The sequence below is a fragment of the Micromonospora sp. DT68 genome, assembly GCF_049847245.1.
Taxonomy (GTDB): domain Bacteria; phylum Actinomycetota; class Actinomycetes; order Mycobacteriales; family Micromonosporaceae; genus Micromonospora; species Micromonospora profundi.
Genome location: NZ_JBNCNZ010000009.1, coordinates 164,945 through 178,360, shown reverse-complemented (window position 1 = coordinate 178,360; position 13,416 = coordinate 164,945). Strand labels below are relative to the sequence as shown.

The following is a 13,416-nucleotide window of genomic DNA, read 5'->3' as shown; positions in this document are numbered from 1 at the left end:
CGCCGCTTTGCCAGGCTGGACACCCGATCAACCGAGGTCGCAGGCCTTCAGCGAACGCTCGTAGCCCCGGAAGAACGAGTCGGTGCGCTGCTCGGGGGTGCCGTGTGAGCCCTCGGCGAACCATGGCTGGTCGGGGTCGTCACCGACCGCCGCCACCCCTTCCCGGAACTCCTCCAGGTCGCCTTCGGCCAGGGTCAGCGCACCGGAGCGCACCGAGTCGCCGAGGTAAGCGCCGGCCATGCAGTCGGCCTGCAACTCCTGCTGGATGGTGAAGCTGTAGTTGATGCCGAGCCGCACCTGGATGCCGTGCGCGTACTCGTGCCCGAGCAGGTAGAACACGAACGCGTCACCGACCTGGCGGAACGCCGCCACCGACCAGTTGACGTCGTACGCGATGAAGTCACCCCGCGAGCAGTAGACGGCGTTGTTGCGGGGCAACGGCTGGCCGCCGCAGGACACCTCGCCCTCCCGCTGGTACGGGATGATCCGCCGGATCGGCTCGAACCGCTGCCCGGACGCCTTGAACTGGGCGGCCCAGTAGCGCTCGGCGACCGCCTGCGCGTCGGCGACGTCCTGCTCGAACTCGGCCACGCTCGTGGTGCCGTCGGCCCGGGTGGTGTCCGCCCTCGGCGACGCCGGGGACTGGCCCGGCGCGGGGCGCTCCGCCTGCGGCTCGGTCAACCCACCGCCGGCGCAGGCGAGCGACACCAGAGCGGCAACCACCAGAGCGGCCAACGGGCCTCGGGCGTCGCGTCCTGAACGTGTCCCCACTGCGCCTCCCCAGGTCGTCGGTGCCGCGCTGGGCAATACCCCGACGACACGACCGCCAAGCCCGTCACCAGTTACACGAGCGGCAGGGGCAGACGGTTCACGACCCTGCGCACCACCACCTCTGCGATCCGCTGATCATGAGGTTGTCGGCATCTTCCCCGGCGTGTCGGAACGGCAACCTCATGGTCAACAAATCGGATGGGGCGAGCGTGTCCGGGGATCGGGTCTGAGGTTCGACGTTTCCTGTGACGGACGCCGGGCCCCGCCCGGAACAGGAGGAGGCAACCACGATGAAGTACATGATTCTGCTCTACGGGTCGCAGCAGGACTACGACGTGCTGTCCGGGCGGGCCTCCGACCGGCCGGCGATGTCGGCCGAGCAGGTCGCGGCCATGCACAAGCACATGGAGACGTTCCACCAGGCGCTCGCCGAGTCCGGGGAACTCGTCGACGCCCGAGGGCTCAGCGAGCCGGTGCACGCCCGCCGGGTGCAGGTGCGCGACGGTGCGCCAGTGGTCACCGACGGCCCGTACCCGGAGACGCAGGAGGTCCTGGCCGGCTACACGGTCGTGGAGTGCGCCAGCTTCGACCGGGCCACCGCTATCGCCGCCGGCCTTGTCGACCCGGACACCCCCGGCGCGTACGTGGACGTGCGGCCGGTGCTCGACGGCGTCGAGGACCTGGGCGGCTGACCGGTGCCGGAAACACCTGTCGAGGACCTGCTGCGCAGCCTGGCGCCGCAGGTCCTCGGCGCGCTCGTCCGCCGCTTCGGGCACTTCGACACCGCCGAGGACGCGGTGCAGGAGGCGCTGATCGCGGCGGCGGTCGGGTGGCCGCGTGACGGCGTACCGGACAATCCGCGCGGCTGGCTGATCACCGTGGCGTCCCGGCGGCTTACCGACCTGTTGCGTCGTGACCAGGCCCGGATGCGGCGGGAGGACACCGTGGCGCGGTGGACGCCGCCGGAGCGGTGGCTGGCGCCGCCCGCCGACCGGCCGCCGGAGGACGCCGACGACACGCTCATCCTGCTGTTCCTGTGCTGCCATCCGGCGCTCACACCTGCCTCGCAGATCGCGCTCACGCTGCGCGCGAGGCGTACCGGCTGGCGGCGGCGTTGTCGACGAACCTCGCCCAGCAGCGCTACCTGAACGCCCGCGCGGACCGCCTCTCCGGCGATCCACCGGCAGAGACGAACGGAGGGATTCCTGGTTGAGTGACCGGGAACCCCTCCGTTGGACGAGTCGGTATCAGGGGCTGGCGGCCAGGAAGACGAAGGCGGCCAGCAGCACCAGGTGCACGCCACCCTGCAACACGTTGGCCCGGCCCGGGACCACCGTCAGGACCGCTGTCACGGCGGTCAGCGCGAGCAGGACGAGCTGGGTGCCGCCGAGGCCGAGCAGCAGCGGCCCGTCGAGCCAGATCGAGGCGATAGCGATGGCCGGGATGGTCAGGCCGATGCTTGCCATCGCGGAGCCGAGCGCCAGATTGAGGCTGATCTGGACGCGGTCGCGGCGGGCGGCACGGCCGGCGGCAAGGGTCTCCGGCAGCAGCACCAGCAGGGCGATGATCACGCCGACGAACGCGTGCGGCAGGTTCGCCCCCGCCACAGCGGCCTCGATGGTCGGCGAGACGGTCTTGGCGTCGCCGACCACCGCTACCAGCGCCACAAGCAGCAGGCCGAGGCTGACCAGCGCCGCACGGTTCGAGGGCGGTTTGGCGTGCTCCTCCGTCTCGATGACCTTGCCCCGGCTGTCGACCGGCAGGAAGTAGTCGCGGTGCCGGCCGGTCTGCACGAGCACGAACAGCCCGTACAGGGCCAGTGAGGCGACGGCGGCGAAGGCGAGCTGGGCCGGGCTGAACTCCGGGCCGGGCCGGGCAGTGGTGAAGGTCGGGATGACAAGGCTCAGCGTGGCCAGGGTGATCACGGTGGCCAGCGCCCCGCCGGTGCCCTCCGGGTTGAACACGGCCACCCGTCGGCGCAGCGCTCCGAGCAGCAGCGACAGGCCGAGTATGCCGTTACAGGTGATCATGACAGCGGCGAAGACGGTGTCCCGGGCGAGCGACTGTGTCTTCTCCGGCCCGCTGATCATCAACGTGACGATCAGGGCCACTTCGATGACGGTGACCGCGACGGCGAGCACCAGCGACCCGTACGGCTCACCAACCCGGTGCGCGACCACCTCGGCGTGGTGCACGGCCGCGAGAACCGCACCTCCCAGCAGCGCCGCCACCACCACCACGATGGGGCCGGAAAGTTCTCGTCCCCAGGTCACGATCAGCATGAGCACCGCGAGCACAGGCACGGCGACAGTCCAGTCGGACATGCGGAATCGGAGCAGGGCTGCTGGCATACGTTCAAGAGTGCCAGGTCAGGTGATCATGTCGCCACCATCGACGGGGGCGACTGGGAGTGTTGGAAATCTCCACAGAAGTTATCCGTAACCGATGGGTTACACTTTCCGGGTGGACGAGGTGGCCGCCGCGATCGCGGACCCGGTACGGCGACGCATCCTGACCCTGCTGCGCGACGCGCCGCTGCCCGCGGGCGAGATCGCCGAGCAGTTCGCCATCAGCCGACCCGCTATCAGCCGCCACCTGCGCGTGCTGCGCGAAAGCGGACTGGTCCGCGACGACCTGGTCGGCCGCAGGAGGATCTACCGGCTCGACACCGGCCCGCTCGCCGAACTGCTCGACTGGCTCGCCGATCTCGCCACGCCCGCGCCGTGGGAGCAGCACCTCGACGCGCTGGAGACCGAGGTCTATCGCACCCGCCGAGAGAGCCGCGCCCGCGGCCCGGCGGAGCACCGAAGGGAGCACACGGCATGACCCGCACACCAGGCGGACGCCTGTTCCGCACCGCCACCGGCCATGATCTCGTCCTCACCCGCACATTTCGCGCACCGGCGGCGGACGTGTGGGCCAGCCTGACCGAGCCAGAACGCACCGCCCGGTGGTTCGGCCCCTGGGAGGGCGACGCCGCGCCGGGCCGGACCATCCGGGTCCAGATGGCGTACGAGGAGGAGCAGCCCTGGTGCGAGGTCCGCATCGAGGAGTGCGAACCGCAGCGACACCTCGCCGTGTCGATTGTCGACAGCTACGGCGCCTGGCTGCTGGACATGGCGCTGACCGAGACCGACGGCACCACCCACCTGCGGTTCACCCAGCACCTCACCAGCCTCGACGGCGTCGCCGAAACGGGCGCGGGATGGGAGTACTACCTGGACATGCTCGTCGCCTCCCGGGACGGCTCGCCCCGACCGGCCTTCGACGACTACCACCCGGCGATGCAGTCCTACTACCAGGCGCTCGCCGCCGCCCCGGCGGCACCCGCCACACCGGACCCGCTGCGCGCCGCTGATCAGGGCTTGACACCCTGATCCGATGCGATCCACCGACCACCTCGCCACCAGCCGCTACGCGCGGATGCGCTGGAACACGCCGCTGTCGGAGGAGCACGCAGCCCTACTGCTGCGGCGACTCGACGTCCGGCCCGGCGCGCGCGTACTCGATCTCGGGTGTGGTTGGGGTGAGCTGCTGCTCAGGGCCGTCGCCGCCGGTGGCGTGGCCGGCCCGGTCGCGACAAGGGGGGTCGGCGTCGACACCGACGAGGCCGCCCTCGCCCGGGGGCGCGCACTCGCCGCCGGCCGGTCGCTGAACCGGCACGTCGCATTCGTGATGGGGGAAGCGGCGGCCTGGCAGGAGCCGGCCGACCGGGTCCTGTGCATCGGCTCGGCGCACGCCTTCGGCGGCACCGGCGCGGCCCTCGACGCGCTGGCCAAGGTTGTCCGGCCGGGCGGTCGGCTGCTGTTCGGCACTGCCTACTGGCAGCGCGACCCCACGGCGGCGGCCGAGCAGATCTTCGGCGCGGACATGACGGACCTCGCGGGCCTCGTCGAGACGACTCGGGAGCGCGGCTGGCGGATGCTGCACGTGAGCACCGCCGACCAGCGCGAGTGGGACGACTTCGAGTCCACCTGGCTGGCAGGCCGTCAGGAGTGGCTGCTGACGTACCCGCAGGATCCCCGCGCGGCGCAGGTCCGCGCCGAACTCGACGACCGGCTACGCCAGTACGTCGGCGACTACCGGGGCGTCGTCGGCCTCGCGTACCTCGTCCTGGGTCACTGACCGCCAGTCGTTGACCCCGGTGGCTACGCTGCGCGGGGTGAGCGGCCGACCTCGCCTCGCCCTGCACTGGCGGGTCCTCGTCGTGTTCGCCGGCACCGTGCTGGTGTGGCTGTTCCTCTATCACGATGCCCTGCTCGGCCGCGACTACAGCCGCACGACCCACGTCGTCCGGGCCGTCCTCACGACGGCGCTTGTCGTACCCCTGGTGGTGGCCGCCCGGCGTCTGCTGGACCGGCGTCCGTGGGCCGGGCTCGGGCTGCCATCGCTGCGGGTCGGCTGGCGGCGCCTGCTGCTCGGCATGGCCTGCTGGCTCGTCCCGGCCGCTGTCGGGTTCGCGCTCTGCCTCGGCCTCGGCTGGGTCCAGATCAGCCTGCGGACGTCGGTGGGCGACGCCGTGCGCGTGGCGGCCCTGCTGGTCGTGCTCGTCTTCCTGTACGAGGCGCTGCCGGAGGAACTGGTCTTCCGTGGCTACCTGCAACACTCCCTCGCCACCCGGTTGCCGGCCTGGCAGGCGGCTGTCGGGCAGGCCGCGCTGTTCACCGGCTTCGGGTTCCTCGTCGGAGCCGCCCGGTCCCCCGACCGGCTGCTGCTCTTCTTCGTCTTCGCGCTGCTGCTTGGTGGCTTCCGCGCCGCCACCGGCGACATCTGGGCGGGCATCGGCTTCCACGTCGCCTTCCAGACAGTCGCCCAACTGTTCGGGGACGTGGGCGGCGTCTTCGACGTGCGGGGCGCCGACGTCCTGGGCAGCGTCGCGATGGGGGCCATACCGTTCGCGGTCGGTTGGACCGTCGTGCGACACCTCTACCGGGACCGCCTGGACTGGCGTGCCGTCCGCCCGGAGGCCGATTCCTGAGGCGTCCCGGCACCGGCCGGATTCCAACCCGTGGACGCAGCCGGGCGCGCGCTTGACGACGCTCATACATCAGAGGTTTACTGCGTCAGCGACGACAATCGATATACTGTGAACGCTCACAATGGTCGCTCGGAGCCGTCGGCTGGCTCCCCGCGCACCGTTCGGGCACGACCACACCACCTCGGCCGAGCATCGGCGGCTTGGCTTCCGCACCACCGCCACCTGGCCCTGGCGTGCCCGCAGGCACATCCGGGGTCGCCGCTCAGCAGAGGAGCACAACCATGCGTTCCCGTCCCCGTGTGTTGGCACTCATCACCGGCCTGGCCGTGATGCTGGCCAGCCTCGTCGCCCTACCGGCCCCGGCCGCGGCCGCCCCCCTGACCAAGGTCCTGGTGTTCAGCAAGACCGCGGGCTTCCGCCACTCCTCCATCCCGAACGGCATTGCCGCGATCCAGCAGCTCGGCGCCAACAACGGGTTCACAGTGACCTCGACCGAGGACGCCGGCCAGTTCACCACCTCCAACCTGGCCCAATACCAAGCGGTGGTCTTCATGTCCACGACCGGTGACGTCCTCAACGCCAGTCAGCAGTCGGCGTTCGAGGCGTACATCGCCGCCGGCGGCGGCTATGTCGGCGTGCACGCGGCGGCCGACACCGAGTACAGCTGGCCGTGGTACGGCTCGCTGGTCGGCGCGTGGTTCGACTCGCACCCGGCGATCCAGACCGCGACCGTGCGGATCGAGGACCAGACCAACCCGTCGACCGCCCACCTCGGCAGCACCTGGGTGCGCTCGGACGAGTGGTACAACTACCGCACCAACCCCCGGTCCAGCGCGCGGGTCCTGGCCAGCCTCGACGAGTCGTCCTACAGCGGCGGCAACATGAGCGGCGACCACCCGATCACCTGGTGCAAGGCGTACGGCGGCGGGCGGGCCTGGTACACGGGTCTCGGGCACACCGAGGCGTCGTACACCGACCCGAACTTCACCCGGATGCTGCTCGGCGGCATCCAGGTCGCCGCTGGTTCGGTGACCGCCGACTGCTCCCCGCGTACGACCACCCCGCCGCCCACCGTCAGCGGCTCGACCCTGCGGGCCCGCGCCAACAACCAGTACGTGAGCGCGCCCAACTCGACCACCGCGCTGATCGCCAACAAGACCTCCGTCGGCACCAGCGAGCGGTTCGACCTGGTCAACCTCGCCAACGGCAACGTGGCGCTGCGAGCCAAGAGCAACGGGCAGTACGTCGCGGCCGAGAACGCCGGTGCCGCCGCGCTGATCGCCAACCGTGCCACCGCCGGCGCCTGGGAGACGTTCCAGCTGGTGCGCAACTCCGACGGCACGGTGAGCCTGCGCGCCACGGTCAACAACCGGTACGTCGCCGCCGACAACGGGGGCTCCTCTCCGCTGATCGCCAACCGGACCTCCATCGGGCAGTGGGAGAAGTTCGACCTCGTCACCACCAACTGACAGCGCCTCGACGCGTTCTCCACCACCCTTTCGGCCGTGGTGCGCCCCCGCACGCCCCGGCCCCGGATCGTCGAGGAAGGACGATCTATGCTCTCGTACCCCCGGCGCTGGCCCCGGGCCCTCGTCGCGGCGTTCACCGCCGCCGCGGGCGTGCTCCTGGCCGTTGCGGCACCAGCCCCCGCCCAGGCGGTGGTGATCCCCGCCTCCGACTACCAGCAGGTCAAACTCGCCACCGGCTCGGCGGAGCTGGGTGAGGCCATGTCCCTGGCAGTCCTGCCCAACCGCTCGGTCCTGCACACCGCCCGCAACGGCGTGCTGCGGGTCACCGACGTGGCTGGCAACACGAAGGTCTCCGGCACCCTGTCGGTCTACACCCACGACGAGGAGGGGTTGCAGGGCGTCGCCGTCGACCCCAACTTCGCCACCAACCGGTGGATCTACCTCTACTACTCCCCCACGTTGAGCACGCCGTCCGGGGACGCACCCACCACCGGCTCGCAGTCGGACTGGGACCGGTGGAAGGGGCACCTGCGGTTGTCCCGGTTCACCCTCAACAGCGACGACACGCTCAACATGGGCAGCGAGAAGATCGTGCTGCAGGTCGTCAACGACCGTGGGCAGTGCTGCCACGTCGGCGGTGACCTGGACTTCGACGCCGCCGGCAACCTGTACCTGACCACCGGCGACGACACCAACCCTTTCGAGTCGTCCGGCTACGCGCCGCTTGACGAGCGAACCAACCGCAACCCGCAGTTCGACGCCCAGCGCACGGCGGCCAACACCAACGACCTGCGGGGCAAGCTGCTGCGGATCAAGCCGCAGTCCGACGGCACGTACACGATTCCGTCGGGCAACCTGTTCGCGCCCGGGACTGCGAACACCCGCCCCGAGATCTACGCGATGGGGTTGCGCAACCCGTTCCGGATGAGCGTCGACAAGGCCACCGGCGTCGTCTACCTCGGCGACTACGGCCCGGACGCCGGATCCACGAACTCCAGCCGGGGGCCCCAGGGTCAGGTGGAGTTCAACCGCATCACCGCGCCCGGCAACTTCGGCTGGCCGTACTGCACGGGCACCAACACGAGCGCCGAAACATACAATGAATACACCTTCCCGTCCGGCCCGTCGCAGTCGAAGTACAACTGCACGGGCGGGCCGACCAACAACTCGTTCCGCAACACGGGCCTCGGCACGCTGCCCGCGGCGAAACCGGCCTGGATCAAGTACGCGGGTGACTCCGGTTCGCCGTCGGAGTTCGGCAGCGGCTCGGAGTCCCCGATGGGCGGACCGGTCTACCGGTACGACGCCTCGCTCAACTCCAGCATCAAGTTCCCCGCCTCGCTGAACGGGCAGTTCTTCGCCGGTGAGTACGGCCGCCGCTGGATCAAGGCCATCGCCGTCAACTCCGACGGCTCCCGTGGGGAGATCTCCAACTTCCCGTGGTCCGGAACCCAGGTCATGGACATGGCCTTCGGCCCGGACGGCGCGCTCTACGTGCTGGACTACGGCACCGGCTCCAACAACCAGGCGCTGTTCCGGATCGAGTACATCGGTGGTGGCAACCGCAGCCCGATCGCCGTCGCCTCGGCCAACCCCACGTCGGGGGCCAACCCGCTGACCGTCAACTTCTCGTCGGCGGGCAGCTCCGACCCCGAGGGTGGGGCGCTGAGCTACCTGTGGACGTTCGGTGACGGCACCACGTCGACGGCGGCGAACCCCACCAAGACGTACACCACGAACGGCACGTACTCCCCCACGTTGAAGGTCACCGACCCGGCCGGGCTGTCCGGCACGGCGAGTCTGGTCGTCACAGTCGGGAACACGGCACCGACGGTCACGCTCACCTCGCCGGCCGACGGGCAGCTGTTCAGCTTCGGTGACACGGTGTCGTACCAGATCAGCGTGAGCGACCCGCAGGACGGCACGATCGACTGCACCAAGGTGAGCCTGACCTACGCGCTGGGTCACGACAGCCACGCCCACCAGATCACCTCGAAGAACGGGTGCAGCGGCTCGATCACCGTCCCGACCGACGGTGAGCACGACTCGGCGGCAAACATCTACGGGGTCTTCGACGCCGCGTACACAGACAACGGTGGGCTGACCACGCACAGCATCAAGACGCTACAACCCAAGCACCGCCAGGGTGAGCACTTCGGCGCCCAGTCGGGTGTCCAGGTCACCGAGCACACGAGCGCCGAAGGTGGCCGCACCGCCGGGTTCATCGAGAACAACGACTGGATCTCGTACCAGCCGTACAACCTGTCCAACGCGACGCGCTTCACCGTGCGGGCGTCGTCAGCCGGTGCCGGCGGCACCGTCGAGGTCCGGGCCGGGTCGGCGACCGGCACACTGCTGGGCACCGTCACGGTGCCGGTGACCGGCAGCTGGGAGACCTTCACCGAGGTGTCCGGCGCCATCACCAACCCGCCCGCCTCGACGACCACGCTGTACCTGGTCTTCAAGGGTGGGTCCGGCTACCTGTTCGACGTGGACGCGTTCACGTTTACCACCGGCACCCCTGGTGGCACCGCAGGGATCAGCCTGCGGGCGCAGGTGAACAACCAGTACGTGTCGGCGGTCGGCACCACAGCGCTGATCGCCAACAAGGCCACAGTCGGGTCGACGGAGCAGTTCGACAGGGTGGACGCCGGCAACGGCACCATCGCCCTGCGGTCGCGCGCCAGCGGCCTGTACGTGTGCGCCGAGAACGCGGGCGCCGAACCGCTTGTCGCCAACCGCACGACGATCGGCGCGTGGGAGACGTTCCAGCTCATCACCAACACCGACGGGACGGTCAGCCTGCGAGCCACTGTCAACAACCAGATCGTGGCCGCCGAGAACGCCGGGGCGGGGTCGTTGATCGCCAACCGCACGTCGGTCGGCTCCTGGGAGAGGTTCATCCTGACCGGCTGAGTGCACGTGGGCCCGGCCCGGACAGTGTCCGGGCCGGGCCCACGTCACGGCGCTCAGCTCTGCTGCGGGATGTCAGTCGTGTACGCCAGCTCGCGACCCGCCTCGACGTCGGCGCTCAGCGAGTCGATCCGGGCCCTGGCGAGCGAGTAGGAATCCGAGCCGAGCAGCTGGTGCAGCGGCGCCCTACCCGAGACGGCGACCTCGATGATGGCTGTCGCGGCCCGCACCGGGTCACCGAGTTGGGTGCCGGGCATCGCCAGGTGCGCCTCGGTCATCTCCCGGATCGACTCGTAGCCGGCCACGGTCCCCGACGGCAGGCCAAGCGATTCCGTACGCAGGAAGTCGGTCCGCATGTAGCCCGGCTCCACGAGGTTGACCCGCACACCGAACCCGCCGACCTCCGCGGCCAGCGACTCGGTCAGCCCTTCCAGGGCGTACTTCCCGGCGCAGTAGAGGCCCCAGCCCGGAAACGAGGTCAGGCCGAGGATCGAGGAGACGTTGATGATGTGGCCGCTGCCCTGCTCGCGCAGGTGCGGCAGCACGGCACGGAGAACGTTCCAGAGTCCGAAGATCTGCACGTCGAACATCTGCCGGGCGTCGGCGTCGGTGACCTCCTCGACGGCGGCGAGAAAGCCGTAGCCGGCGTTGTTCACCACCACGTCGATCGCGCCGAACCGCTCGACGGTCGAGCCGATCGCCGCCGCTACCGCCGCCTCGTCGGTGAGGCTGACCTCGATCGGCAGCAGCCGGGACCGGTCCACGGAGGCCAGTGCCGCGTCGAGACGCTCGGCCGACCTGGTCGTCGCCGCGACGTTGTCGCCCCGCTCGAGGAGCTGCTTGACCAACTCCAGGCCGAGCCCACGGGAGGTGCCCGTGACGAACCAGGTGGCGGGTCGGGTGGTGGGGTAGGCCATCGAAGTTCTCCCTTGTGACTGGTGTGGCAGCTTGAGCAGCGCTGGCACTGCCGGGAACGCATTTCATGCTGCTGCCGGGTGGGCGGACCCGGACACCCCTGGCCGGGCCCAGCCGTACCGGGGAATGCCATGCCCACCCAGCGCCTGGGCGTTCGCCGCGACGCGCGCGATGATTGACGGCATGGCGCGACGGACAGAGCTGGGCGACTTCCTGCGGAAATGCCGGGCCGACACGACGCCGGAGGCGGCGGGCTTCGTCGAGCAGTCCGGCAGGCGCGTCCGCGGCCTGCGCCGGGAGGAGGTGGCGCAGCTCGCCGGGGTGAGCGTCGACTACTACACCCGGCTCGAACAGGGCCGGCACACGAGCCCGTCGGAGGCGGTCCTCGACGCGTTGGGGCGGGTCTTCCGGCTTGAGGCCGCCGCCCGGGCCCACCTCGCCGACCTGGCCCGGCCGGCCCGGCACCGCACCGGGGAGGTGCCGGGGCAGCGGGTACGGCCCGCAATGCACCAGCTGATCGCGTCGATGGTCGACCACCCGGCGTTCATCGTCGGCCGCCGCACCGACGTCCTCGCGTCGAACCTGCTGGCGCGCACCCTGCTCACCGACTGGCCCCGACTGCCACCCCGCGAGCGCAACTACACCCGGTGGGTCCTCCTCGACCCCGCCGCCCGCGAGGTCTACACCGACTGGGCGACAGTGGCGGCCGACGTCGTGGGCACCCTGCGCCTCTACGCCGGCCGCTTCCCCGACGACCCTCAGCTCAACGAACTCGTCGGCGAGCTGACCATCAAGAGCCCGCAGTTCCGCACCTGGTGGGACAACCATCGGGTGCACGAGCGGACCCACGGCACCAAACACATGATCCACCCCGCCGTGGGGCCCATCACCATCAGGTACGAGGCGCTGACGCTGCCGGGCGACGATGACCAGACGCTCTTCGTCTACAACACCGATCCCGGCAGCAGCTCACACGACAACATGCGCCTGCTCGCGCTCTGGGCGACGCAGAACACAGCGGAGGCCACCCGGACGACTGTCACTTGACAAGCACCGGCATCCAGAGTGGACGATGCATCGTGCGGATTCTCGTGGTGGGTGGCAGTGGTCTGATCGGCGCGCATGTCGTGGAGGTGCTGCGCGAGCGGGGGCACACCGCGACCACTGTGGCGCGTACCGCCAATCCGGGTGTCGACCACCTTGTCGACGTGGAGTCCGCCTCGGTCGACGAACTGCGCCCGCTGCTCGCCGACCATGACGGTGTCGTCTACGCCACCCGCACCGACGAGCAACGACCGCTGCCCAAGCCGATCTATCCGCAGTTCCGCCACGACAACGTCGAGCCTGTCGTGCGCCTGTTCACCGCCGCGCGCCTGGAGGGCCTCACCCGAGGCGTCGTCATGGGCTCGTACTACACCTATTTCGACAGGCTGCATCCGCAGTGGCGGCTCGCCGAGCGGCACACGTACATCCGGTGCCGGGTGGAGCAGGCCCGGGAGGGACGGGAGGCCGCCGGCCCCGATCTGCCGGTCACCGTCCTCGAACTGCCGTTCGTCTTCGGCCGCGCCGGTGACCGGCTGCCCAACTGGGCCGGACCGCTGGACCGGTGGGCGCGCTCGCGTACACCTCTGGTCGCCCCTACCGGCGGAAGCGCCGCAGCCTCGGCGCGCAGCGTCGCCGAGGTCACGGTGGATGCCCTGGAGAGGGCCAGCGGCGACGACATCCCGGTGGCCGACGAGAACCTGACCTGGAACGACATGATCGGACGCATCGCCACGGCGGTGGGCCGGCCCCGGCGGGTCTCGCGGATGCCGTCCGGCGCGGCGAAGGCCGCCCTACGCCTCGGCGGCGCGCTACAGGCCCTCGGCCGCAAGGAATCGGGCGTCAACCCGACCTACCTCGCCGACCTCCTGCTCGCTGAGTTGTTCATCGAGCCGACGACCGGCCGACCGCTGGGTCCGGCCCTGAGCGAGACATTCACCGCCTAGGCCTGCGGTGCGTCCTCAGGCGACGGCGTCCCGGTCCAGGTGCTGGTACGCGGTGCGGAGCACCGAGTCGAGCCGTTCCCGGGCCTCGGTGAGGCCGCGCAGTTGGCTGTCGATGCGGTCGCGCTCGGCGGTGAGCCTGGCGATCATGTCGGGGGTGGCGCTGCCGGTGTAGACGCACGGGAGCAGTTCGAGGATGTCCCGGCTCGACAGGCCGGCGGCGTAGAGCTGCTGGATGAGGTGCACCCGGTCCACCGCTGCCACGCCGTAGTGTCGCTGCCCGCTCGCGCTGCGGTCGGCCTGCAACAGACCCTGCTCCTCGTAGTAGCGCAGGGCGCGCACGCTGACCCCGGAGCGCTCCGCCACCTCGCCGATTCGCACGAGC

Annotated in this window: 13 protein-coding genes and 1 pseudogene; 10 read left to right on the top strand and 4 right to left on the bottom strand. The window is 70.4% G+C overall.

Translation table 11 applies throughout. The features are described 5' to 3' along the window. Positions 1-27 precede the first annotated feature (27 nt). Positions 28-771 carry a neutral zinc metallopeptidase gene (locus tag ACPXB1_RS18630; RefSeq protein WP_355594709.1) on the bottom strand — a complete coding sequence of 248 codons (744 nt, stop codon included), beginning with the start codon at positions 769-771 and terminating at the stop codon, positions 28-30. A 290-nt stretch (positions 772-1,061) separates the two neighbouring features. Here ACPXB1_RS18630 and ACPXB1_RS18625 point away from each other — a divergent pair, with 290 nt between their 5' ends. Next, on the top strand, positions 1,062-1,463 hold the full coding sequence (locus ACPXB1_RS18625; RefSeq protein ID WP_355594711.1) for a YciI family protein: 402 nt from the start codon (positions 1,062-1,064) through the stop codon (positions 1,461-1,463). A 3-nt stretch (positions 1,464-1,466) separates the two neighbouring features. Then, a pseudogene (locus ACPXB1_RS18620) lies at positions 1,467-1,862 on the top strand (sigma factor); the annotation flags it as partial. A gap of 156 nt (positions 1,863-2,018) precedes the next feature. Here the strand turns inward: ACPXB1_RS18620 and ACPXB1_RS18615 are convergent. Continuing rightward, positions 2,019-3,122: a calcium:proton antiporter gene (locus ACPXB1_RS18615; RefSeq protein ID WP_355594713.1), complete on the bottom strand. Its 1,104-nt coding sequence runs from the start codon at positions 3,120-3,122 to the stop codon at positions 2,019-2,021. 94 nt (positions 3,123-3,216) lie between these two features. Here ACPXB1_RS18615 and ACPXB1_RS18610 point away from each other — a divergent pair, with 94 nt between their 5' ends. The 6 genes from ACPXB1_RS18610 to ACPXB1_RS18585 all read left to right on the top strand — a co-directional run bounded on the left by ACPXB1_RS18610 (position 3,217) and on the right by ACPXB1_RS18585 (position 10,134). After that, entirely contained in the window at positions 3,217-3,597 is a 381-nt protein-coding gene (locus ACPXB1_RS18610; protein WP_425735578.1) for a metalloregulator ArsR/SmtB family transcription factor, read from the top strand. Next, entirely contained in the window at positions 3,594-4,148 is a 555-nt protein-coding gene (locus ACPXB1_RS18605; RefSeq protein ID WP_355594717.1) for an SRPBCC family protein, read from the top strand. The genes ACPXB1_RS18610 and ACPXB1_RS18605 overlap by 4 nt, the downstream gene beginning before the upstream one ends. A gap of 4 nt (positions 4,149-4,152) precedes the next feature. Further along, positions 4,153-4,896 carry an SAM-dependent methyltransferase gene (locus ACPXB1_RS18600; RefSeq protein WP_355594719.1) on the top strand — a complete coding sequence of 248 codons (744 nt, stop codon included), beginning with the start codon at positions 4,153-4,155 and terminating at the stop codon, positions 4,894-4,896. Between the two features lie 37 nt (positions 4,897-4,933). Then, a complete protein-coding gene (locus ACPXB1_RS18595; RefSeq protein ID WP_355594721.1) occupies positions 4,934-5,749 on the top strand; it encodes a CPBP family intramembrane glutamic endopeptidase in 816 nt (271 codons plus the stop codon). Positions 5,750-6,078: 329 nt separating this feature from the next. After that, the gene (locus ACPXB1_RS18590) at positions 6,079-7,218 is read left to right on the top strand and encodes a ThuA domain-containing protein (RefSeq protein WP_425735598.1); all 1,140 of its coding nucleotides are present in this window, start codon (positions 6,079-6,081) and stop codon (positions 7,216-7,218) included. Positions 7,219-7,305: 87 nt separating this feature from the next. Beyond that, positions 7,306-10,134 carry a PQQ-dependent sugar dehydrogenase gene (locus tag ACPXB1_RS18585; RefSeq protein WP_355594725.1) on the top strand — a complete coding sequence of 943 codons (2,829 nt, stop codon included), beginning with the start codon at positions 7,306-7,308 and terminating at the stop codon, positions 10,132-10,134. 53 nt (positions 10,135-10,187) lie between these two features. On the opposite strand, the gene ACPXB1_RS18580 is transcribed toward ACPXB1_RS18585, so the two are convergent. Continuing rightward, entirely contained in the window at positions 10,188-11,048 is an 861-nt protein-coding gene (locus tag ACPXB1_RS18580; RefSeq protein WP_355594727.1) for an SDR family NAD(P)-dependent oxidoreductase, read from the bottom strand. Positions 11,049-11,229: 181 nt separating this feature from the next. Between ACPXB1_RS18580 and ACPXB1_RS18575 the strand changes: the two genes are divergently transcribed. Both ACPXB1_RS18575 and ACPXB1_RS18570 read left to right on the top strand, forming a co-directional pair. Beyond that, positions 11,230-12,093 carry a helix-turn-helix transcriptional regulator gene (locus ACPXB1_RS18575; RefSeq protein WP_355594729.1) on the top strand — a complete coding sequence of 288 codons (864 nt, stop codon included), beginning with the start codon at positions 11,230-11,232 and terminating at the stop codon, positions 12,091-12,093. 32 nt (positions 12,094-12,125) lie between these two features. Continuing rightward, the gene (locus ACPXB1_RS18570; RefSeq protein ID WP_355594731.1) at positions 12,126-13,034 is read left to right on the top strand and encodes an NAD-dependent epimerase/dehydratase family protein; all 909 of its coding nucleotides are present in this window, start codon (positions 12,126-12,128) and stop codon (positions 13,032-13,034) included. Positions 13,035-13,049: 15 nt separating this feature from the next. Here the strand turns inward: ACPXB1_RS18570 and ACPXB1_RS18565 are convergent, their stop codons facing one another. Next, positions 13,050-13,412 carry a MerR family transcriptional regulator gene (locus ACPXB1_RS18565; protein ID WP_355594733.1) on the bottom strand — a complete coding sequence of 121 codons (363 nt, stop codon included), beginning with the start codon at positions 13,410-13,412 and terminating at the stop codon, positions 13,050-13,052. Between the last annotated feature and the right edge of the window lie 4 nt (positions 13,413-13,416).